The sequence below is a fragment of the Nonomuraea sp. NPDC049625 genome (genome assembly GCF_040675285.1).
GTDB lineage: Bacteria > Actinomycetota > Actinomycetes > Streptosporangiales > Streptosporangiaceae > Nonomuraea > Nonomuraea angiospora_A.
The window spans coordinates 909,829-929,856 of sequence record NZ_JBFAOQ010000002.1; the positions used below are offsets into that span (position 1 = coordinate 909,829).

At 69.4% G+C, this 20,028-nt stretch carries 23 protein-coding genes; 11 read left to right on the forward strand and 12 right to left on the reverse strand.

Features of this window, described 5'->3' with window-relative positions; all coding sequences use genetic code 11:
• The first annotated feature begins 180 nt into the window (after positions 1–180).
• The gene (locus AB0J87_RS11605; protein WP_363964387.1) at positions 181–1,680 is read left to right on the forward strand and encodes a protein kinase; all 1,500 of its coding nucleotides are present in this window, start codon (positions 181–183) and stop codon (positions 1,678–1,680) included.
• On the opposite strand, the gene AB0J87_RS11610 is transcribed toward AB0J87_RS11605, so the two are convergent.
• Positions 1,667–2,863, reverse strand: coding sequence for a hypothetical protein (locus tag AB0J87_RS11610; RefSeq protein ID WP_363964389.1), 1,197 nt, complete (start codon positions 2,861–2,863; stop codon positions 1,667–1,669). The genes AB0J87_RS11605 and AB0J87_RS11610 overlap by 14 nt on opposite strands.
• On the reverse strand, positions 2,860–3,360 hold the full coding sequence (locus tag AB0J87_RS11615) for a SigE family RNA polymerase sigma factor (RefSeq protein ID WP_363964391.1): 501 nt from the start codon (positions 3,358–3,360) through the stop codon (positions 2,860–2,862). The genes AB0J87_RS11610 and AB0J87_RS11615 overlap by 4 nt, the downstream gene beginning before the upstream one ends.
• 135 nt (positions 3,361–3,495) lie before the next feature.
• Between AB0J87_RS11615 and AB0J87_RS11620 the strand changes: the two genes are divergently transcribed.
• Positions 3,496–3,699, forward strand: coding sequence for a hypothetical protein (locus AB0J87_RS11620; RefSeq protein ID WP_363964393.1), 204 nt, complete (start codon positions 3,496–3,498; stop codon positions 3,697–3,699).
• 186 nt (positions 3,700–3,885) lie between these two features.
• Here AB0J87_RS11620 and AB0J87_RS11625 read toward each other — a convergent pair whose 3' ends face one another.
• The 5 genes from AB0J87_RS11625 to aceA form a co-directional block, all read right to left on the reverse strand.
• Complete coding sequence (locus AB0J87_RS11625) at positions 3,886–4,140, reverse strand: hypothetical protein (RefSeq protein WP_363965053.1); 255 nt, start codon at positions 4,138–4,140, stop codon at positions 3,886–3,888.
• 253 nt (positions 4,141–4,393) lie between these two features.
• Positions 4,394–4,633: an ATP synthase F0 subunit C gene (atpE, locus tag AB0J87_RS11630; RefSeq protein WP_363965055.1), complete on the reverse strand. Its 240-nt coding sequence runs from the start codon at positions 4,631–4,633 to the stop codon at positions 4,394–4,396.
• 12 nt (positions 4,634–4,645) lie between these two features.
• Complete coding sequence (locus AB0J87_RS11635) at positions 4,646–5,479, reverse strand: hypothetical protein (protein ID WP_350740812.1); 834 nt, start codon at positions 5,477–5,479, stop codon at positions 4,646–4,648.
• A gap of 64 nt (positions 5,480–5,543) precedes the next feature.
• Positions 5,544–6,053: a hypothetical protein gene (locus AB0J87_RS11640; RefSeq protein ID WP_363964395.1), complete on the reverse strand. Its 510-nt coding sequence runs from the start codon at positions 6,051–6,053 to the stop codon at positions 5,544–5,546.
• Positions 6,054–6,224: 171 nt separating this feature from the next.
• Entirely contained in the window at positions 6,225–7,511 is a 1,287-nt protein-coding gene (gene aceA / locus AB0J87_RS11645; RefSeq protein ID WP_355192433.1) for an isocitrate lyase, read from the reverse strand.
• Between the two features lie 279 nt (positions 7,512–7,790).
• On the opposite strand from aceA, the gene AB0J87_RS11650 reads away from it, so the two are divergent.
• Both AB0J87_RS11650 and AB0J87_RS11655 read left to right on the forward strand, forming a co-directional pair.
• Entirely contained in the window at positions 7,791–9,230 is a 1,440-nt protein-coding gene (locus AB0J87_RS11650) for a helix-turn-helix domain-containing protein (RefSeq protein ID WP_363965056.1), read from the forward strand.
• A gap of 33 nt (positions 9,231–9,263) precedes the next feature.
• On the forward strand, positions 9,264–10,190 hold the full coding sequence (locus AB0J87_RS11655) for a glucosyl-3-phosphoglycerate synthase (protein WP_350740818.1): 927 nt from the start codon (positions 9,264–9,266) through the stop codon (positions 10,188–10,190).
• A gap of 29 nt (positions 10,191–10,219) precedes the next feature.
• Here AB0J87_RS11655 and AB0J87_RS11660 read toward each other — a convergent pair whose 3' ends face one another.
• Positions 10,220–10,804, reverse strand: coding sequence for a TetR/AcrR family transcriptional regulator (locus AB0J87_RS11660; protein ID WP_350740820.1), 585 nt, complete (start codon positions 10,802–10,804; stop codon positions 10,220–10,222).
• Between the two features lie 86 nt (positions 10,805–10,890).
• On the opposite strand from AB0J87_RS11660, the gene AB0J87_RS11665 reads away from it, so the two are divergent.
• The 3 genes from AB0J87_RS11665 (at position 10,891) to AB0J87_RS11675 (ending at position 14,145) form a co-directional block, all read left to right on the forward strand.
• Positions 10,891–12,093: an MFS transporter gene (locus AB0J87_RS11665; protein WP_363964398.1), complete on the forward strand. Its 1,203-nt coding sequence runs from the start codon at positions 10,891–10,893 to the stop codon at positions 12,091–12,093.
• 46 nt (positions 12,094–12,139) lie between these two features.
• Positions 12,140–13,348 (forward strand): acyl-CoA dehydrogenase family protein, encoded by a 1,209-nt coding sequence (locus AB0J87_RS11670; RefSeq protein WP_355192441.1) that lies wholly within the window; start codon positions 12,140–12,142, stop codon positions 13,346–13,348.
• A gap of 446 nt (positions 13,349–13,794) precedes the next feature.
• On the forward strand, positions 13,795–14,145 hold the full coding sequence (locus tag AB0J87_RS11675) for a hypothetical protein (RefSeq protein ID WP_355192443.1): 351 nt from the start codon (positions 13,795–13,797) through the stop codon (positions 14,143–14,145).
• 23 nt (positions 14,146–14,168) lie between these two features.
• Here the strand turns inward: AB0J87_RS11675 and AB0J87_RS11680 are convergent, their stop codons facing one another.
• Positions 14,169–14,357, reverse strand: coding sequence for a hypothetical protein (locus AB0J87_RS11680; RefSeq protein WP_363964400.1), 189 nt, complete (start codon positions 14,355–14,357; stop codon positions 14,169–14,171).
• Positions 14,358–14,390: 33 nt separating this feature from the next.
• Positions 14,391–14,549, reverse strand: coding sequence for a GNAT family N-acetyltransferase (locus AB0J87_RS11685; protein WP_363965058.1), 159 nt, complete (start codon positions 14,547–14,549; stop codon positions 14,391–14,393).
• A gap of 20 nt (positions 14,550–14,569) precedes the next feature.
• On the opposite strand from AB0J87_RS11685, the gene AB0J87_RS11690 reads away from it, so the two are divergent.
• Together AB0J87_RS11690 and AB0J87_RS11695 are read left to right on the forward strand one after the other, a co-directional pair.
• A complete protein-coding gene (locus AB0J87_RS11690; RefSeq protein WP_363964402.1) occupies positions 14,570–14,746 on the forward strand; it encodes a hypothetical protein in 177 nt (58 codons plus the stop codon).
• Positions 14,747–14,980: 234 nt separating this feature from the next.
• Positions 14,981–16,198: a pentapeptide repeat-containing protein gene (locus AB0J87_RS11695; protein WP_363964404.1), complete on the forward strand. Its 1,218-nt coding sequence runs from the start codon at positions 14,981–14,983 to the stop codon at positions 16,196–16,198.
• A 540-nt stretch (positions 16,199–16,738) separates the two neighbouring features.
• Here AB0J87_RS11695 and AB0J87_RS11700 read toward each other — a convergent pair.
• Positions 16,739–17,383, reverse strand: coding sequence for a CAP domain-containing protein (locus AB0J87_RS11700; protein WP_363964406.1), 645 nt, complete (start codon positions 17,381–17,383; stop codon positions 16,739–16,741).
• 281 nt (positions 17,384–17,664) lie between these two features.
• On the opposite strand from AB0J87_RS11700, the gene AB0J87_RS11705 reads away from it, so the two are divergent.
• Both AB0J87_RS11705 and AB0J87_RS11710 read left to right on the forward strand, forming a co-directional pair.
• Positions 17,665–18,411, forward strand: coding sequence for a hypothetical protein (locus tag AB0J87_RS11705; RefSeq protein ID WP_363964408.1), 747 nt, complete (start codon positions 17,665–17,667; stop codon positions 18,409–18,411).
• Positions 18,412–18,414: 3 nt separating this feature from the next.
• Positions 18,415–19,188 (forward strand): hypothetical protein, encoded by a 774-nt coding sequence (locus AB0J87_RS11710; protein ID WP_363964410.1) that lies wholly within the window; start codon positions 18,415–18,417, stop codon positions 19,186–19,188.
• A 189-nt stretch (positions 19,189–19,377) separates the two neighbouring features.
• Here the strand turns inward: AB0J87_RS11710 and AB0J87_RS11715 are convergent, their stop codons facing one another.
• Complete coding sequence (locus AB0J87_RS11715) at positions 19,378–19,740, reverse strand: nuclear transport factor 2 family protein (protein WP_363964412.1); 363 nt, start codon at positions 19,738–19,740, stop codon at positions 19,378–19,380.
• Between the last annotated feature and the right edge of the window lie 288 nt (positions 19,741–20,028).

Here is a 20,028-nt window from a genome sequence, read left to right on the forward strand (position 1 = left end):
TTCAGACCGCTGAACCCCAGCACTTACTGACCCCAGAGGAACGAACGCCTTACCTGCAATACCCCTTATGACAGACATGCGGAAAGCCTCCGCGGATCCGGCCACAGTGTGCTTTGCCGAGTCCCGGATCAGAGAGGCGAAACCCGTATGGCGCGTGGTGCTGGCGACATGCCTCCTGGCGTGCGGCCGCTTACGGTGGGCGACCCGGTCATCATCGGCCGATACCTGCTCCTCGGCCGCCTCGGCACGGGCGGGATGGGAGTGGTGTATCTGGCCGAACACCCTCGGGGTGGCTTGGTCGCGCTCAAGACGCCGCATGCGGTGCATCTCAACGATGCCACCTTACGCGCGCGCTTCGCCGAGGAAGTGACTTTCTCGCGAAGACTGGTGCCGTTCTGCACGGCGGCGGTCCTGGAGGACGGCGCCGACAAGGACCGCCCGTACCTGGTCACCGAGTACATCCCGGGTCCGGCGCTCTCCCAGGTCGTCGCGGCCAAGGGGCCGCTCACGCCCGATCTCGCGTACGGCGCGGCGCTCGGCGTGGCCGCCGCGCTGGTGGCGGTGCACGAGGCAGGGCTGGTGCACCGGGATCTCAAGCCCGGCAACGTGCTGCTGTCCACGCGGGGGCCGCGCGTCATCGACTTCGGGATCGCCCGCGACGTCGACACGCTGGCCGCGCACACGCAGGCCGGGCAGGTCATGGGGAGCCCTGGATGGGTGGCTCCCGAGCGGCTGACGGGTGGCCCGGCGCTGCCCGCGTCGGATGTGTTCGCGTGGGGGTGCGTGGTGGCGTTCGCGGCCACGGGGCACCACCCGTTCGGGAGCGGGGAGGCGGATGTGCTGACCCGGCGCATCCTGTTCGACCCGCCGCGCGTCGCGGGCGTGCCCGCCATGCTGCGGCCCGCCGTCGAGGCGGCGCTGGCCAAGGATCCCGCCGACCGGCCCACGTCCGCCGACCTGCTCCGGGCGCTGCTGGCCGCCGGGGGCGTCGGCGAGCCGTGGGATCTGCGGCAGGCGGTGGACGGGGTGCTGGAGGAGATCTGGACGCCCGTGCCCTATCCGCCCGGCGGCGGGCGGGTACGTCTCGCCTCTTCGACCGGCGAGTCCAGGACGCCGGAGGGGGCTGTGGAGCGTTCCCGTACGCGCAGGCGCCGGGCCAAGGCCGGGGCGCATCTGTCGCACGCCAGCTTCGCCGCCCTGGCCACGGTGTCCATCGCGGCCCTCACGGTGATCGCGGCGGGCGGCGACGGCACGAGCGTCGGGGGCGGCTCGCTGCTGCCGGGCGACCCGCCGATCGTGCGCTCTTACGGCAGCGCGGACTCGACCGCCCGCCCCTCGTCCACGCCCGCCGTCACCCTCCCGCCGACGAAGTCCGCCGCCCCGCCCACCCCGGCGAGCACGCCCACGACGTCCGTCCCGCACGCCCGTACCAAGGCGCCGCTGACGGTGCGCAGCCCGTCGCCCGGCCGGCAGGACACGTTCGGACCGGCCAACAGCAGCGGGCCGGGCGGCGAGGACCCCGCCGACTGCGCGAGCCCGGTGCGCAGGCGCGGCAACGCGGTCAGGAGGGACTGCCCGCAGCCGTCGCAGTCGATCAGCACGATCCCGCAGGACGGGCCCGGCGAGTCGCCGGACCCGTCCGTGTCCGTCCCGGAGACGCCGACGGCTACCGGATCTTAGACAGGTCGATCAGGTAGAGGTCGTCCTTGAGGGGGTAGCTGAGCATCCTGCCGGTCGAATCCATGGACGGCAGCCTGATGGAACTGCCCTCCCCGGGGATGCGCAGGTCGCCCGACTTGCCGGTGTCCAGGTCGTAGAGTCCCACGCCCTCCGGCCTCCCCACGCCGTAGACCGAGACGTAGAAGCGGTCCTGGACCGGCTGGTACGCGGAGTGCACGGAGCCGGGCACGTTCTTCTGCGACGAGCCGTCCCGGTGCCGGAAGAAGGTCGTGCCGTCCGCGGCCGTGCCCAGGCAGATGGTCACGCCGCAGAGACGCAGCTGTTCGCCCGGCTGGGTGACGGCCGTCCGGGTCTCGCCGGTCTCCACGTTCTGGATCCGGGAGTACGGCATGCCGCGGGGCTCGCCTCCGCTCCCCGGCGCGCCGATCCACGGCCAGGCCAGCAGATGCATCCCGGCGCCACCCTGGACCGGCTCCACCGTCCCGCCCCCGAGGGGAACGGTGAAGACCCCACCGGTGTACAGCGAGAAAACGATCTTGTCGTTGACCACGGCCAGCTTGTCGATTCCGCTGCCGTCGTCGGCCGTGTCGAGACGCTGATCGGCGACGATCTTCGGGGTGCCGCCGTCCAGCGGCACCGTCCAGAGGTGCGCGACGGAGTCCTTCGTCCCGCTCCACCAGGCCACCTGGCCGCCGCCCACGGCGAAGCCGTTGCCGAAGCCCACCGTGTCCTCGGAAGCCGGGACGTCGGCGATCTTGCGTGGCGTGCCGGAGCCGAGGTCGTAGGCGTAGATGGCGTTGATCGATCCGGATTCGCCTCCCTGGGCCTCCATGAGCAGCGTACGGTCGTCGACGAACGTCTGCGGTCGCCACGGCACCCCGTCGGGGGACTTCGCCGAGACCTTCCGCACCGCCTCCGGCCAGACCTTCTCCACCTGTTCGGCCGGCGCCTCGGTGTTTTGCCCGCTGGCGGGGACGGCCGTGATGGTGTCGCCGCCGCGCAGCACGGCCGTGGCCCCGGCCCCGACCAGCACGACCGCCGCGGCGGCCAGCGCGATCCGGGCGCGCTGCCTCCTGCGCCGGTGGATCCGCTCCAGACGCTGGGGCAGCAGGGCAGGCAGGCCCGGCGCCTGCTCGGCGGCGTGGCCGAGCGTCCTGCGCAGCGTCTCCTCAATCTCGGTCATCGTACGTTCTCCCTGGTCATCGGCTTACTCGGGAGGCCCGCGCGCAGTTTGTCGAGCGCGCGGGAGGCCTGGCTGCGTACCGTGCCGCGGGAGATCCCGAGCACGGTGGCGATCTCGGCGTCGTCGAGCTGCTCGTAGTAGCGCAGCACCAGCACCGCGCGCTGCTTGCGTGGCAGCCCGGCCAGCGCCTGCCACATCCTGCGCTCGTCACCGCTGGGCAGCAGGTCGTGGTGCTCGCCTTCCGGCAGGTCCCAGGCGAGCAGCTCACGCCTGCGCAACCGCCAGGTGGCGATGTGCAGCCTGGCCATGGTGGTGCGCGCGTAACTCTCCGGGTTCTCCTTCAGCCGCAGCCGGGACCAGGCGCCGCGCAGCTTCAGCAGCGCCTCCTGGACCAGGTCGGCCGCGTCGTGCGGATTGCCGGCCAGCACATAGCCGTAGCGCAGCAGCGCGTCACCGCGTTCGGCGACGAACTCCGCGAAACGGGGATCACCTTCCAACAGTCCTCGCCCTTCGTCGTTCCTTCACCTCCGAGAGGAACAAGGTGCGAAAACTGTTGCACGCCACGCCTGGGGCGACGTGCACGGCGGGCTACGCTCGGAGGTGGATCAACTCTTCTGTGAAAGAGGATCATCATGAGTACGAGAACGTTCCCGCTCACGCTGCGCGTCACGGTGAGCGGGGCGACGCCGGACGAGATCAGGGAGAAGGCCGTGGCCCGGGCGCTCAGCTTCTTCGGTCTCGGCGCCGAGCTGGACGTCATCAGCGCCGAGGCCGAGCCCGACGCGGAGGCGGAGGGCCGCTACCGCGCCACCGTGCTCTTCCGGAAGGTCGCCTGACGAACCGGGGGCTCGTGATCCGGCGGCGTGCGTGCGGCGAATATACGGTGATTGCCAGTCGATGACAGGAGGCGTGCGATGACACGTTGGCGCCGGTTCGTGCTCACCCTGACCGTCGCGATGTTCACCGTGGTCGCGGCGGCATCGGCCGCGGCGGCCGGCATCCAGGGCAGCGGCCTGAACTGATCACCGCCACGCGACACCGGAACGGCCGGTTCCGTCCTGGCCGTTCCGGCTCCCTGGCCTGACCTGCTGTGTCGCCTCCTTCAGCAGGTCCCGCAGCCGTTTCACCAGGTCGGGGTCGCCGTCGAAGGTCAGCCCCGCACCGTCGCCCCGCCCCCACAGCCACAACAGCACGTCCTGGGACGCGCCCGAGATCGACGCCTCCGCCGTGGAACCGTCCCTGGAAACCTCGACGCCCGAGGCGGACGAGCCGGCGATCCGTTCCCACGGAGATCGACACCGCGCGGCCGTCCGCGCCGGCGAGTCCGTCGCCGAAGTCCTCCGGCCGCTGACGGGAGGCGAACGCGAGGAAGGTCACGAGGATCTCGTCGATGCCGTCCACGGCCAGGTCGGCGGGGATCGGCATGACGGGCTCGCCGGCCGCGCATTCGTGCATAGTCCTGCTCGATCAGTTGCAAGTACCGGCGCTGATCCGTGCGCCAAGTTCAAACACGGTTACGCGATCGCCCCGTTACTTGACGACCTGGAAGATGAACGGCGCGACCAGGCCAAGGAGAGCCAATGCCTCGGTGAGGACGAAGCCGAGGAGCATGTTCTGGCGGATCAATCCGTAGGCTTCGGGCTGCCGTGCGATGGCCTGCACGCCTTGACCGAAGATGATGCCGACCCCGACTCCGGGGCCTATGGCAGCAAGGCCGTAGCCATCTGTATTACCGGAGCCCGCAGTCGGTGGGTGACGGCACGGCCGGATTTCGGCCCCGAGCTAACGACCTGCGGCCCACGGCATCAGCTCGGCGACGATGCTCTTGCTCCACGGCCGGACGAGAGAGCGCAGCTCCTCGCAGGGCTCGGCGCCGAGCGCGGTGTACGGTGCCATCCCCATCCGGTCGGTCGCCTCTTCGATCTCCTCGCGCCATCCGCGCCCTTCCTCGGTGAGAGATCCCTCGAAGAGCCAGCCACGCTCCTCCAGCCCCTGTACGGCGGCAGCCCAGTCGGCCTCGGGCCACCCTCGCGTGCTTCGGAGCACCTCGGACGTGACGGCGCCGGTGGCCGCGTGGGTGACCAGGGCTTCGATGCCGCTCAGGCCGGCGGCCAGGAGGGCGGCGAGATGGCCGTCGCCGCGGTACTCGCGCAGCAGGGTCTGGGCGTGCCAGAGCACCAGGTGGGGAGCCTCGGGCCAGGGCAGTGCCGCGTGCGCGGCGTACAGGGGCCGCCCGCTGAGCTCTCCCGCGACGGTCTCCGCCGCCCGGCGGGCCAGCGCTGCCGCCCGCGCCATCTCCGGGGAGTCCACGGCATCGCCCAGCACGCGGCGCAGCGTGGCGTCGGCCGATGCGAGCCGGGCGGCCAGGATGTCGGACGGCGAGGCGATCTGCCAGGCGGCCGGGATCGCCTGCCGTACGAGATCGGGGTTGAAGTTGTAGAAGGTCGCGATCACCGTCGCGGCGGGCACCGGACCGAGAGCGGCGGCTCGGGAGGCGAAGTATCCCATCCGGCCGCTCAGCCCGAGCTTCTCGTAGGCGGCGCTCGCCTCGGGGGAGAAGTAGATCATGCCGTGCAACGGCTCCAGGGTGCGCCAGGTCCGGCGTTCCAGCGTCATGCTGGGAAAGATACCGACCAGTCGGTATAAGTGTCCACAACTCTTGGATCAGAGAGGGGCTGGATCAGCGAAGCCATGCGTATAAGGCTCCTGATACCGAGATGGCACAGGCAAGGACGAACATGACCAGGGAAATCGGCGTGGTGAACGTGCGGTGAGGATTGCGTTGCACGAGACGGAGCGAATCCATGTTCAGGGTCGCAGCCAGCCGATCCTGAATCTCCGCTATCGGCTGCAAGGCCAATCGGGCAAGACCGCGGCTGCGCCAGCCCGCAAGTGCCGCTGCGACAGAGACCAGAGCCGCTACGAGCCCGACGGCGCCGGCTACGGCGTCAAGCTTCGCCTGGAGAGCGGCGACGTAGGCGGCGGAATTCACAGCGGTCGATACGAGGTAGAAGTTGAGGACCTGGAGCCCTTGGCTGATGCGGTACTCGTACCAGCGTGTGGCATGTTCGAGGGCGGCCACGAGCGACTCGTGATCATTCGGCCCGGGTGGCGGCGGGATCGGGGCGACGCGGCGGCCAGGGATCCACTGGGTGATCGCGGTCCGGACAGAGGAGATCGTCTTGCCCACCAAACCCTCCGTTGAAGGTCAGCCCACTTCTCCAATGACAGCACACCACCCCATGAAAAGGGTTTTGCCGTGCGGCGTCGAATGAAAGTGGGCCGCGCCAGTGCTGGGGGAGACTGGCGCGGCCCGTTTCGCCGGGGAACCGCCGCATGCCCGGAGGGCGGTCCGGCGAGATCAGTGGGCGAACTGCTCCTCTTCCGTCGACCCCCGGAGCGCGGTCGTCGAGGAGTCAGGTGCCACGGCCGTGCTGATCAGGTCGAAGTACCCGGTGCCGACCTCGCGCTGGTGCCTGGTCGCGGTGTAGCCGCGCGACTCGGCGGCGAACTCGGCCTCCTGCAGCTCCACGTACGCCGTCATGCCGTCCGCGGCGTACCCCTGGGCCAGGTCGAACATGCCGTAGTTCAGCGAGTGGAACCCGGCGAGCGTGATGAACTGGAACTTGTACCCCATGTGTCCCAGCTCCCGCTGGAACTTGGCGATGGTGGAGTCGTCCAGGTGCTGCTTCCAGTTGAACGACGGTGAGCAGTTGTAGGCGAGCATCTTGTCCGGGTACGCCGCCTTGATGGCCTCGGCGAACTCGCGGGCCACGTCCAGGTCGGGCGTGCTGGTCTCCATCCAGAGCAGGTCCGAGTACGGCGCGTACGCCAGCCCGCGGGCGATGCACGCCCCCAGCCCGTTCCTGACCCGGTAGAAGCCCTCCGGGGTGCGCTCGCCGGTGGTGAACGCCTGGTCGCGCGGGTCCACGTCGCTGGTCAGGAGCGTCGCGGCCTGTGCGTCGGTCCGCGCGATGATCAGCGAGGGGACTCCGGCGACGTCCGCGGCGAGGCGGGCGGCGGTCAGGGTCTTGATGTGCTGGCCGGTCGGGATGAGCACCTTGCCGCCCAGGTGGCCGCACTTCTTCTCGGAGGCGAGCTGGTCCTCCCAGTGCACGCCCGCGGCGCCGGCCGCGATCATGCCCTTCATCAGCTCGAACGCGTTCAGCACCCCGCCGAACCCGGCCTCGGCGTCCGCCACGATCGGCGCGAGCCAGTGCGGGGCGTCGGTGTCGCCTTCCGACCAGGTGATCTGGTCGGCGCGCAGCAGCGCGTTGTTGAGGCGGCGCACGACGGCGGGCACGGAGTTGGCCGGGTACAGGCTCTGGTCCGGGTACGTCTGCCCGCCCAGGTTCGCGTCCGCGGCGACCTGCCAGCCGGACAGGTAGATCGCCTTCAGTCCCGCCTTCACCTGCTGGACGGCCTGGTTGCCGGTCAGCGCGCCGAGGGCGTTGACGTAGTCGTCGGTGTTCAGCAGGTCCCACAGCCGGCCGGCGCCGAGCCGGGCCAGCGTGTGCTCCTCCTGGACGCTGCCGCGCAATCTGATCACGTCTTCGGCGCCGTACGTGCGCTCGACGCCCTCCCAGCGAGGGTCGTTGTCCCATTCGTCCTGCAGCTGCTCAGCAGCTCCCTTGAGGCGATCGATCATTGTTCACTCCCTTGTCGTCCCCTGGGGCTCACAGCCGAGTGTGTGCCCTGGGAGGGGCCGCCCATAGTCATCAGTCGAGAGAAGAACGACGAAAATTTCCAGGCCATACATTACTGACGGGTATTCAACAGTGAAGAAATCGATAGTTTTCCTGTTGGCCTAGACCAATCCGAGCGACACGGCAGTCTGGCTCCGACCTGTTCAGGAGACTAGAAAATGGGCCGAATTTCTGTCTAAGATGCCGACATGGTGCCCTTGCTAGGCGAAGAACCGCTGTCTTTGACGCAGGAGCTTGACCTGATCGCGTTCGGCCAGCGCCTCCGGCACCTGCGCAAACAGCGCGGCCTCACCCTGTCCGACCTGGGCTCGCGCGTCGGCAGGGCGCCGAGCCAGCTGTCGCTGCTGGAGAACGGCAAGCGCGAGCCCAAGCTCTCGCTGCTCAAGGGGCTGGCCACCGCGCTGGGCGTGCCCATCGAGGAGCTGCTGCGCCGCCAGCCGCCCAACCGCCGCGCCCAGCTGGAGATCGCGCTGGAGGAGGCGCAGCGCGACCCCATCTACGCCGGGCTCGGGCTGCCCCGGCTGAAGGTCTCCGCCCGCGTCCCGAACGACGTGCTCGAACACCTCCTCGGCCTGTACGGCGAGCTGCGCGCCCGGCAGGCCCGCGGCACCGCCACCCCGGAGGAGGCCAGAGCCGCCAACGCCGAGCTGCGGCGCAGGCAGCGCGAGGTCGGCAACTACTTCGGGGAGATCGAGGAGGCCGCCGCCAAGGCGCTGGCCGCGGTCGGCTACCGTACGGGCGCGCTGTCGCAGAGCATGATCCAGAGCCTGGTCACGCACTTCGGCTACACCGTGCACACCGCGCAGGACCTGCCGCGATCCGTACGTTCCATCACCGACCTCCGCAACCGCCGCATCTACGTCAAGCACGAGCAGCTCGGCATGCACACCCCGCGCACGATCCTGCTCCAGACGCTCGGCCATCTCGCGCTCGGCCACGACAAGCCGCGCGACTTCGCCGACTTCCTGCGCCAGCGCACCGAGGCGAACTACTTCGCCGCCGCCGTCCTCGTCCCCGAGAAGGCCGCCGCGCTCTACCTCCAGGAGGCCAAGGCCGACCGGGCGCTGTCGGTGGAGGACCTGCGGGACGTGTTCGCGGTGTCGTACGAGATGGCCGCCCACCGCTTCACCAACCTCGCCACCCACCACCTGGGTCTCGTCTGCCACTTCGTGCGCAACGACGCCGGGGGCACCATCTACAAGGCGTACGAGAACGACGGCATCGTCTTCCCGGCCGACGAGCAGGGGGCCATCGAGGGGCAGCGGATGTGCCTGCAGTGGTCGGGGCGGCAGGTGTTCGCCTCGCCCGACCGGTTCTCGGTGTACTACCAGTATTCCGACTCGCCCACCGGGACCTATTTCTGCGTGGCGCACGTGGATCCGTCGCGGGAGCGGGACTTCGCCATCACGCTGGGGGTGCCGTACAAGGAGTCGCGCTGGTTCAGGGGCCGGGAGACCACCAGCCGCACCAAGTCCAACTGCCCCAACGGCGACTGCTGCCGCCGCCCGCCCGCCGAGCTGTCCGAGCGCTGGGAGGGCTACGCCTGGCCGTCCGCCCGCGCCAACTCCCACGTCCTGGCCGCGCTGCCGCCGGGGTCGTTCCCCGGGGTGGACGAGGCTGACGTGTACACGTTCCTGGAGCGTCACGCCGCCACCGCATAATCTGAAATATGGGGATACGGGGGGAGGGGTCGCATGCTGCCTGAAGTGCGAGGATGGTTGCGGCACCGTACTTCGTCCGCTGAGGACTGGCCGCTCCGGGACCTGAAGGCCGCCAAGGGGGAGACCACGGTGAGCGTGGTGCTCCCCGCCCGCGACGAGCGGGAGACCGTGGGGCAGATCGTCGGCGTGATCCGGCGCGAGCTGGACGGGCTCGTCGACGAGATCGTGGTGATCGACTCGCGTTCCTCCGACGACACCGCGCTGGTGGCGCGGCGCGCGGGGGCCTGCGTGCACGCGCAGGACGAGATCCTGCCGCAGCTCAAGCCGATGGACGGCAAGGGCGAGGCACTGTGGAAGTCCCTCGCCGTGACCTCGGGGGATGTGCTGGTGTTCGTGGACGCCGACATCCGGAAATTTCGTGCTTCTCTGGTATTCGGCCTGCTCGGGCCGCTGTTCGCGGACCCCACCGTGGTCTACACGAAGGGTTGCTATGACCGGCCCTTGCACGGCACCGCCAACGGCGGCGGTCGTGTCACGGAGCTGGTGGCCCGCCCGCTCATCAACCTCCACTGGCCGCACCTGGCCGGTTTCGTCCAGCCCCTGGCCGGGGAGTACGCCGGCCGCCGCTCGGCTCTGGAACGCGTGCCGTTCCTGACCGGTTACGGCGTGGAGCTGGGGCTGCTGATCGACCTGCTCGAACTCGCCGGGCTGGACGCGTTCGCGCAGGTGGACCTGGGCTCGCGCGAGCACGCCCCGCAGTCGACCGAGGCGCTCGGGAGGATGGCGTCCCAGATCATGCTGGCCGCCTGGTCACGCCTGCTGCGTCAGGGCAAGATCGAGACCTGCCACGAGCCGTCCGTCCGGCTGGCACAGTTCCGGAGGGGGCCGGACGGGCACGACATCCTGCTCCGCGACATCGGGATCGGCGAGCGCCCGCCCATGATCACCGTAGCTCCGTGACCATGATCACCGTAGCTCCGTGAACACGATCAGCGTGGCTCCTTCAAACCCGACGTGACGAACGCGGCGATCTGGTCGCGCATGGCCTCGTGGTCGTCCGCCGCGTCGCCCAGGATGATGCGCCCGAGCTGGCGCATCATCGAGGGGAACAGCGCCAGCCCGGTCATCATGAACAGCGTCCGGGCCACCTCCGGCGACGGCTCCACGCCCAGACCCTCCGCCAGGGAGGCCGTCTTGCGGCGGCAGCGCTCCACCCGTACCTCCTGCCCGGCCGGCAGCCCTTCCTGGTCCCGGTAGTTGAGCGCCTCCCACATCAGCAGCCGCACCAGCTCGGGATGTGAGTGGTAGTAGTCCGTCAGCCGGGCCACGTAGTCACCGGGATCGGCGCCCGGGAGGGAGATCTGCGTCGTCAGGTCATCGAGCGCCTCTTTGATGACCTCGTCGAACAGCTTCTCCTTGCTGCCGAAATGCCCGTAGATGCGCTCTTTGTTGACGCCGGCGCGCTCGGCGATGCGATCCACGCGGGCGCCCGCCACACCGTACGCGGCGAACTCCTCCCGTGCGGCCTCCAGCAGGGCGGCGCGCGTGGCGGTGGTCGAGACCTTGGGTGCCATGCCGCCCATGATATCCACCAACCAGTTGGTTGTAATCCAACTGAATGGTTGACATCCAACTAGTTGGTTGGCTACCGTCCCGACACATGACGACCACCATTTCCCCCGCGCCGCACGAACTCGCGGCGACCTCGCCGGCCGGCTTGCCGTTCGGACGCACGCTGGCAGCCTTGACCCTCACCGCCGTGCTGGTCAGCGGCCAGCTGTACATCGTGATCCCGCTCCTGCACGACATGGCCACCGGCTGGGGCGCCTCGGCCGGCGGCCTGACCTGGCTGGTGACCGCGTTCGGCATCGGGTACGGAGCCGGTTTCCTGATCTTCGGCCCGCTGTCCGACCGGTACGGGCGCCGCCGGATGCTGATGATCGGACTGCCCCTGGCCGCGCTCACCTCGGCGGCGGTGGCGTTGAGCCCGAACCCGGAAGTGGCGCTGGCGTTGCGGGCGGTGCAGGGGCTGGCGGTGGCGATGTTCCCGCCCGCGGCCCTGGCGTACCTGGCGGAACGGGTCGAGCCGCGCCGCCGGGTGGGCGCGATCGCGGCGATCACCGGCGCGTTCCTCGCCTCGGCCGTGCTGCTCCAGGTCGCCGCCCAGCTGCTGGTGGACGTGATCGGCTGGCGCGGGCTGTTCCTGCTGTCGGCGGCCGGGTTCGTGCTGGCATTCCTGGGCGTGCGGGCCGTCACGCTGCCCGACCTGCCGCGTGAGGGTGGTGGCTCGCCGCTGTCGGTCTACCGGGCGGTGCCGGGCCTGCTGTTCCACCGCGTCCTCGGCCTCCGGTACGTGGCCACGGTCATGCTGATGGCGGGCTTCGTGGCCGTTTACACCGGTCTGCAGATCTACGGCGTGACCTCGTCCTCCGAACTCCTCGCGCTCCGCGCGGCGGGGCTCCCGTCGATCGTCCTGGTGCCGCTGCTCATGCCCTGGCTGGCCCGGATCCAGGCGCCGATCAGGGCGGCGGCGTTCCTGGCGGCCGGAGCCCTCGCCCTCGCCTCTGTCGGCCTCACCGGGACGGCCGCGCTGGTGCTGCTGCTGGCCGTCTACGTCGCCGCCATCACCGGCGGCCTGCCCAGCCTGAACGAGGCGATCTCCGCCGGCGCCGGACCGGCCCGGGGGACGGCGCTGTCGCTGTTCTCCTTCGCGCTCGCGGTCGGCGGCAGCGTCGGCCCGCAGCTGGCCGCCGCGTTCGGGGGATTCACCCCGCTCCTGTACGGCCTCGCGATCGGCATGGTGCTGGCGGCCCTGGCCGCACTGCTCTCGGGGGTATTCCACCGCGTAGCTACTGACCGGTAAGGTGTTCTGTTACCACCGGTAACATCGGGTCGAGGAGAGTGCGCACATGACCGGCTTCTGCCCGGAGCCCAGCGACGACGTGGTCGAGGTACGCGACTGGGTGCACGCGTTCGCCCGCGACGTGATCCGCCCGGCGGGCGCCGAATGGGACGAACGCGAGGAAACCCCCTGGCCGGTCATCCAGGAGGCGGCCAAGATCGGCCTCTACTCCCTCGACTTCTTCGCCACCCAGTGGTTCGAGGACAGCGGGCTCGCGCTGCCCGTGGCGTTCGAGGAGATCTTCTGGGGTGACGCGGGCATCGGCCTGGCCATCGTCGGCACCGGCCTGGCCGCCGCCGCTCTCGCCGCGAACGGCACCCCCGACCAGATGGGGGAGTGGCTGCCGCAGATGTTCGGCACGGAGAACGACGTCAAGCTGGGCGCCTTCTGCGCCTCCGAGCCCGACGCCGGCTCGGACGTCGGCGCCATCCGCACCCGCGCCGTCCATGACGGCGGCGACTGGGTGCTGGACGGCGTCAAGACCTGGGCCACGAACGGCGGCATCGCGAACGTCCACGTGGTCGTCGCCTCGGTCGACCCCTCACTCGGCACCCGGGGCCAGGCGTCCTTCGTCATCCCGCCCGGCACCCCCGGGCTGTCCATGGGCCAGAAGTTCCGCAAGCACGGGATCCGCGCCTCCCACACGGCCGAGGTGATCCTGGACGGCGTCCGCGTACCGGGCTCCTGCCTGCTCGGCGGCAAGGAGAAGCTGGACGCCCGGCTGTCCCGCGTACGCAACGGGGAGCGGGCGGGGGAGCAGGCGGCGATGCGCACGTTCGAGACCACCCGCCCGTCGGTCGCCGCCATGGCCGTCGGGATCGCGCGGGCGGCCTTCGAGTACGCCAGGGACTACGCCCGCGAGCGGGAGCAGTTCGGCCGCAAGATCGGCGAGAACCAGGCGATCGCCTTCCTCCTCGCCGAGATGGCCACCCGGGTGGACATGGCCCGCCTGCTGACCTGGCGGGCCGCCTGGATGGCCCGCAACGGCAGGCAGTTCTCGCAGGCGGAGGGCTCGATGTCGAAGCTCGTGGCGGGGGAGACGGCGGTGTGGGTGACGGAGCAGGCGATCCAGATCCTGGGCGGGGCCGGATACACCAGGGAGCACCCGGTGGAGCGCTTCCACCGGGACGCCAAGATCTATACGATCTTCGAAGGGACGTCGGAGATCCAGCGCCTGATCATCGGCCGCGCCGTCACCGGCCTGCCGGTCCGCTGAATGCCGAGGGCCTCGAACACACAGACCCTGTCATGGTGGTCGGTGATGCTTGAGGACGTGCTTCGGCCTCCGGTAGCGGTTACTGGCACGCCCTCGCTGCAGGGGCAATGATCGTTCTCGACGTCATTGCGCAGTGGGCGGCGAGCGCGTCCTGGGGAGATCGTCTTCAGACCAGTCGTGCCGGCCACCATGCTCTGGCTCCTGCGGACCGTATCTCGCTGACGACGCTGCAATCCGGGAGGACGAGCGTGAAACTGAGACGCGGACAGCAGGAAAGTCCGGGAAATGACCGGCGCATGCCCTGGTGACGACGACTGCGCCTTGTGACGCTGACTGCAATCGCTCTGGCGAATTCACGGGGAGACTCGATGCAGACAGCAGGAAAATCCCGGAAAGTACGGCCCACAGCCCGAGTCCTGGCGACGGCGACCGCGTTGGCGGCAGCTATGGCGACCACCATCTCACCGGCATCGGCTGCCGCAGGTGGCGCCCCGGCAGCCACTCGGCTCGCGCGTCCGGCCGGTGTCAGTGTCTGCCTGGGGCTATGGGCCGCGTACAACGCCATTCTGCTCAGGCACCTGGGGGACGGTTGCAGCCCAGCGGGCACTTACCACATCCACGTCTGGGGCGGTGGCCGCGACATGAACTATCCCACCTACACCTATAACCGCAGCACCCTCAGGGAATTCTCCTATACATGGCCGGTGCCCGCAGGCACCAACATCTGCGCGGAGCTCTGGTACCACAAGCCCGGCGGCGGCTATGAGAGCTGGGGCCTTCCCTGCGAAACGATGTGACTTCCCGCAAGGCCATTCCGCCGTCATCGCCGCCACGATGGCGATGACGGCGGGTTGCACTCGAAGCTGACCGGCCCGAGCCGGCGCGGGTCGAGCGTGTCCTTGTGCTGGTTCCGCCGCTTGCTGCTGGTGTGGAGCCTGGTGGCGCGGGCCTGCCGCTGCCACGGCGGCGACCGGTCGCGGTAGGAGATCAGCGCCGGGCGGGACGACACCGACCGGTAGCGGTAGTCCTGGTCCGCGAGACGTTACGTCACCCACTCCGACATACGCGCGCCGATCGACAGACCCTGGAAGTCGGGCAGCACCACAAGCCTGTGCTCCTCCATCTTCAGGTTCCGCACGCGCGGGTTTTGGAAATGCCGGTACGCCAGGAACGCCACCGGGGCACCGTCGATGCACAGCAGCCCGGACCTCGCGGGCGAGCGTGGGCCGGGTTGAACCGTCCTCTACGCGAACGAGGCTGCGGCAGTCCTGCTCGGCGAGCGCCTCGACCAGCCGGCCCGGCCACAGCGCGCGGGCGAGCGTGGTCTTCCCCGGCACCGGAAGCGCCGACGAGCAGGCCGACGTTCCACCGGCGTTCCTCGACCGGCAGGTGCGCTGACCAGGTATTCGTGAGCGCGTCTTACAGGGCACGTCGAACATGCCCTGTAACTGAAGGAGACGGCCGGTTCGGCGTACAGGGGTGGCGAGCGTGATGTCCGCATGTACGACGATCTCCCTTCTGGAACGATCGAGTCATCGGGTTCCCAGCGTCGGAGTTGCCGGAGCATCATCAGCCCATGGCCGAGAAGAACACGAAGCGGTGGTCCGAACGGTGAAGCCTTCATCGATCATCGTGGCCGTGCTGGTGCTTGTGACGGTCCCAACGTTGGTGTGGATGCTCGGCCCTGGTGCCACGTGGGTGCTGGAGCACATCGACCATGTCACGGTCTTCGCAGAGGACAAGGATCGGGCCGCCGCACTGGCGGCGATCCGCGGCAATGTCCTGGCCGTGGCCACCGGCTTGGCGGCGATGCTCGCGGTGTTCTACACCGCGCGTAACGCCGACACCGCCCGCCGCACTTTCCAGCTCGGCGAGCGCGGGCACGACACCGACCGCTTCAGCAAGGCGGTCGAGCAGCTCGGCAGCGGCCAGGCCCCGGTCCGGCTCGGCGGCCTGTACGCCCTCGAACAACTCGCGCAGAACAACCCAGCGCTGCGCCAGACCATCGTGGACGTCATCTGCGCCTACCTCCGCATGCCGTGGACGCCGCCGGACGCCAAGGATCGGCACCAGCAGGTCCGCGCCGCCCAGCGCGCTGCCCGCACCCCGGCTTCGGGCCGTGCTCAGGCGCGGGCAGGCCGGGACCCGGACGAGGAACGACAGGTCCGGCTCACCGCCCAGCGCCTCCTTACCGACCACCTGCGCTGCTACCAACGCCGCTGGTGGCAGCGCCGCACCGCCGTCAACCAGCGCTACTGGCCCGGCATCAGCCTCGATCTCACTGGCGCCGTGCTCATCTCTCTCGAGCTGAGCTGCTGCCGTATGCATCGGGCGCACTTCAGCGAGGCGCTCTTCACCGGCGACGCCGACTTCATGGGGGCGACTTTCACCGGCGACGCCTGGTTCAACGGAGCGACCTTCACCGGCACCGTCAGGTTCAACACAACGACCTTCACCCGCTTGGCCGACTTCAAAGAGGCCCGGTTCACCGGTATCCACGCCTACTTCAACGGAGCGACCTTCACCGGCGAGGCCAGGTTCAATAGAGCGACCTTCACGAGCCACGCCGACTTCGATGGAGCGACCTTCGCCAACTACAGCCGCTTCGATGGGACGGCCTTCACTGGTGGTGCCCAGTTCACCCAAGCGGCCTTCGTTGAAAACCCCGGGTTCAACCACACGCGGAACTCGCGCATCTACGTGGCGAATGCGCGGGTGGCCGGGCGAGAGTGGCGAACAGCCTCGAACGTGGTGACCGGCCCCACCGGCGAAGTGCTGAAGCCAACCCATCCGCCCGACGACGGCGCCAAGGACGAGCACGCAGGTGGAGGACCAACCGCCTCGTCATAGCGGGGCGTGAACCATTGGGCTACATGAGGGCTCGGACGGAGTGGCCTTCCTCGGTGAGCCGTTCGAGGAGTTCGACCTGCTCGGCCTCGGACTCGCAGGTGACGACGACGCCCCACACGGTCGGCCGCGATTATCTTGGGTTGGCGGCCTTGTCTAGCAGGTCAAAGCGAGATGATCTTCCTTTCGCGTGGGGCAAGTTGACCGCCTCTTCCAGAGAGCCCCAACGCCGGCAAAGAGCATTGCCGAGCCGCTGTCGGCAGCCTGACCTTCGCGCACACGGCGTTCACCTGGTGAACCATTGGAGAGCTCGTCCCCGAAGCAGAACGGCGTTGAGCAGGCTGGAAAGTGCGGCGACCGCGACCACGCAGTCCACGCACGCATGCCATGAGTGAGACCTTCAGGGGTCAGGTGCCGCGGCGGGCGTCGAGGTGGCGGTGCGGTCGGCCGTGGTGGCAGGTGGCCTGGAACGCACGAGGAATCAGGCGGCGACCGACGCCCTGGCGCTGTGTGTGCAGGCGAACGACAGCCTGGTGCTCAACCTCAACGGCAGGAGCCGAACACCTCTGTTGTGAGCATGGCCACGTCGGTGAACAGGCCCGGGCGGGCCTTGCCGTACCTGACCGAGATGCCGGTCTGCTTCATGGCCGGGTCGAGAATGGCGGCTCGGTGTTCGTCGCTGTTCATCCACCAGCGGACGGCCGCGCGCGGCGTGGCGGTGCCGTCCCAGCCCGAGAAGACGTTCTCCTTGACCTGCCAGGTGCCGGACGGGCAGTAGCCGGCCGCCCTGGCCCGGACGCCGACGTCGGAGTGCGTCACCGGGTTGATGTGCCACTGCTTGTTCTTCGGGTCCTCCGGCCGGTCGATCCACCACTTGAGCAGCCTGGCTGCCTGCACGTGCTCGTCGGCCGCCTTGTACAGGCGGTAGCTGTCCTCCAGGGGCGCGACGCCAATGCGGGCACGCTCGGCGTTGACCAGGCAGCGGATGGCGTTGGACGCGAAGCCCTCCATGAGGACGATCGCCGCCTTGCGCTGGCCTTCGGTCAGCTCGGGTTTGTGCTTCTTGAACCAGGGCTCGGTGCGGACGGGGTTGTCGGCGAAGGCGCAGTCGGCCCGCTGCGCGTGGGCGGGCGCGGCGGTGGCCGCCAGCCCGGTGGCCAGCAGCGCCGCTGCGAGGAAGGCTCTCATGTCTCGACTGTGCTTTTGCACCGCGCGGCGCCGCATGAGTAAGGGATACTCAAAAGGAGGGTGGTCGCCGCTACGCCGTGCGACGGTGAAACCGCTCGGCCAGGCGCGCCCCTGCTGGACGAGTACACCGCTCTTCGGGCCGGGCACAGGTCAGGGTCTGCACGAGTATCGCCAATCCTGGCCGACCCACCATGGCGAGCAGGGCACGTCCCTTTCGAGATCATCTTGTCGTAGCGGTCCGGTACGCTCTCCGCCGATCACCTTCGCGCGAGAGGCTGCCGATGTTCCGTGTCCTGGCCATCCTGGCGGCCACCGCGCCGACCTTCTTATCCATCCTGATGCTCCGCAGCTTCGGCTGGTTCGGCCACGAGCCGCCACAACCGGATCCGCTGGAGCTCGCGATCGGGGTGGCCTACGGCTACGCCACCGACTACCTGCCGGTCCTGCTGGCGTTCCTCGCGCTCTGGGCGCCGCGATGGCTTCCCAAGGTCGGCGCGATCGCGGCGGCCTTGGCGTTGGTGCTCACCGTGTCGACCCTCGTGGTCTCTGGAACCGGCGGCTTCGGCCCGCAGTTCGGCTCCATACTGGCCTGCCAGGCGATCGCCGTCGTCGCTCTCCTGCGGACCCGCCCGGAGCAGCGGGTGCCATGGCCACGGGCGGTCATCTGGAGCGCGGTCGTGCTGCTCGCGCTCGGCCAGACCCTGGCCAGGAACACCCCCACCGGCGACTTCGGCTGCTACGCGGACATGAAGGGGACATGGGCGCTGGCCTTCTACCACCTCGACACCGCCCACGCCCTCTACTACTGGGTCTCGATCGCCGCGATCGGTGCCGTGCTCTCCGGGTACCGGGCTGCACCGCTCTGTGGCCTGGTGCTGCTGGTGCCCGCACTGCTCCAGCCCGCCGCCTGGCTCCTGTCCAACGCGCCGCACAACTGCTCCAGCCCTCTGGAGCTGTTCGACTGGCCGTACCTGATCGCGGGGGTGCTGGCATCGACCTCCCGCGCTCGCCTGCTCGACCGGATCTAGCCGATGTTCCGTCTCTTGGCCATCCTGGCCGCAGCCGCGCCGAGCCTCCTGTACTCCCTGCATCCCGGCACCTTCTGCGGCTGGGCTCCGGCCACGTGGCCCGAGCCGACCCCGTTGCGCGTGGCGATCTGGGACACCGCCTTGTGGACGGTCCCAGTGCTGCCGGCGGTGCTGGCGTTGCTCGCCATCTGGGCACCACGACGGTTTCCGGTGCTCGGCGCGATCACCGCGACGGTGTCGCTGGCGATCAACTCGCCCACGCTCGTCATCCCTTACACGACCCCGTGCGGCCCGCAACTCTCCCCCTGGACGTCACTCTCATGCCAGGCGGTCGTGGTCGTAGCCCTCCTGCTGGCGCGCGGGGAACGGCGGGCGCCCATGCCCCGGCTGCGGGCGGTCTGCTGGACGGGGATCGTGCTCATCCCATTCGCCAGGATCGCACTGGCGGTGCTCATCTCCACCTACTCCGGCAGCCTCCCCGGCTGCTTCGCGCAGCTCGAAGGTCCGTGGGCGGAGGTCGCCGGCCACCTGTCCAGAGCCACGGGCTCGGGCATCCTGATCAGCATGGCCGCGATCGGCGCGGTGCTCGGGGGCGGCGTGGCGGGGCCGGTCCTCTCAGTCGTGCTGCTCGTCTTCGCGCTCTTCGAACCGATCGCCCAGCTTGCGACCTCTGCGCCGCACGACTGCTCCACCGTCCTTGGACTGGTCGGCTGGCCCCACCTCGTCGCCGCGGGGCTGGCCCTGGCCACCCGGCTGCGCGCAGCCGGCCAGTCCTAGCAGCAACGCCGTTCCGTTGGATTTCCGGCCGGAGCTACGGGGACCCCAGCAAGCAGCGCCCGTCTTCTCAGGGAAGGCGGTGGAGCCTGGAGCCGCGACGCCGCCGGGGGACACGGAAGGTCAGCGGCAGGTCTCACGACTGTTGAATAGGCGACCTCCATCAGTACCGACGCCGTAGTAGACGTGGCTCTACGCCGCATAGACGGGCGCCAGGTCGACGAAGACGCGGTAGTCCGAGATCAGACCGTCGTCGCGGGTATGCCAGATCGACACGGCCACGACGCTGACGTCCTTGCCGTCGAGCCGCCGGTATGTCACCTCGGTCTCGGCGATGGTGTCGGCGTCGACCTGCCACGTTCTGACGAGCCTGTGCGCGAGGCCCGCGATGGTCGCGAAGAATGTCCGCAGCCCCTCTGCGATGGCGTTGCGTCCCACCATGGGCTCGGCATTGCCGAACACCATCCTGGCGTCCTCCGCCAGCAACTGCACGAACTTGCCGGGCTCGAACGAGTCGACCACCTGGAAAACGCGCTGTGCCTCATCGTCGGACATGCCGATCTCTCCTCCCATGGCGAGGGTCGCTGCTCGGGACGTTACGTGGCGACGGGCAAGATGCAACCCCTTCTTGAAAACCAACTGACCGGATCGGGATGCCTCTGGGCTGCATTGATGGGCAGGGCTCGGGACCGGCCCATCAGCCTGACCATCTTCACACTGACCCGGCCGACCACTTCGGGTTTGCCGTGACCCTGCACATTGCCGTGGCTGGGGTTCGTCCCGCACGCCCCATAGCCGACAACACGCGACGAATTGCTGGCTCAGGACACTAGGGCGAGGGCG

Coding starts and splice junctions, on each gene's coding strand:
- AB0J87_RS11610 (WP_363964389.1), bottom strand. CDS start 2,863: ATGACCGAGATTGAGGAGACGCTGCGCAGGACGCTCGGCCACGCCGCC.
- AB0J87_RS11620 (WP_363964393.1), top strand. CDS start 3,496: ATGAGTACGAGAACGTTCCCGCTCACGCTGCGCGTCACGGTGAGCGGG.
- AB0J87_RS11635 (WP_350740812.1), bottom strand. CDS start 5,479: ATGACGCTGGAACGCCGGACCTGGCGCACCCTGGAGCCGTTGCACGGC.
- aceA (WP_355192433.1), bottom strand. CDS start 7,511: ATGATCGATCGCCTCAAGGGAGCTGCTGAGCAGCTGCAGGACGAATGG.
- AB0J87_RS11655 (WP_350740818.1), top strand. CDS start 9,264: ATGCTGCCTGAAGTGCGAGGATGGTTGCGGCACCGTACTTCGTCCGCT.
- AB0J87_RS11660 (WP_350740820.1), bottom strand. CDS start 10,804: ATGGCACCCAAGGTCTCGACCACCGCCACGCGCGCCGCCCTGCTGGAG.
- AB0J87_RS11665 (WP_363964398.1), top strand. CDS start 10,891: ATGACGACCACCATTTCCCCCGCGCCGCACGAACTCGCGGCGACCTCG.
- AB0J87_RS11670 (WP_355192441.1), top strand. CDS start 12,140: ATGACCGGCTTCTGCCCGGAGCCCAGCGACGACGTGGTCGAGGTACGC.
- AB0J87_RS11675 (WP_355192443.1), top strand. CDS start 13,795: ATGGCGACCACCATCTCACCGGCATCGGCTGCCGCAGGTGGCGCCCCG.
- AB0J87_RS11700 (WP_363964406.1), bottom strand. CDS start 17,383: ATGAGAGCCTTCCTCGCAGCGGCGCTGCTGGCCACCGGGCTGGCGGCC.
- AB0J87_RS11705 (WP_363964408.1), top strand. CDS start 17,665: ATGTTCCGTGTCCTGGCCATCCTGGCGGCCACCGCGCCGACCTTCTTA.
- AB0J87_RS11710 (WP_363964410.1), top strand. CDS start 18,415: ATGTTCCGTCTCTTGGCCATCCTGGCCGCAGCCGCGCCGAGCCTCCTG.
- AB0J87_RS11715 (WP_363964412.1), bottom strand. CDS start 19,740: ATGTCCGACGATGAGGCACAGCGCGTTTTCCAGGTGGTCGACTCGTTC.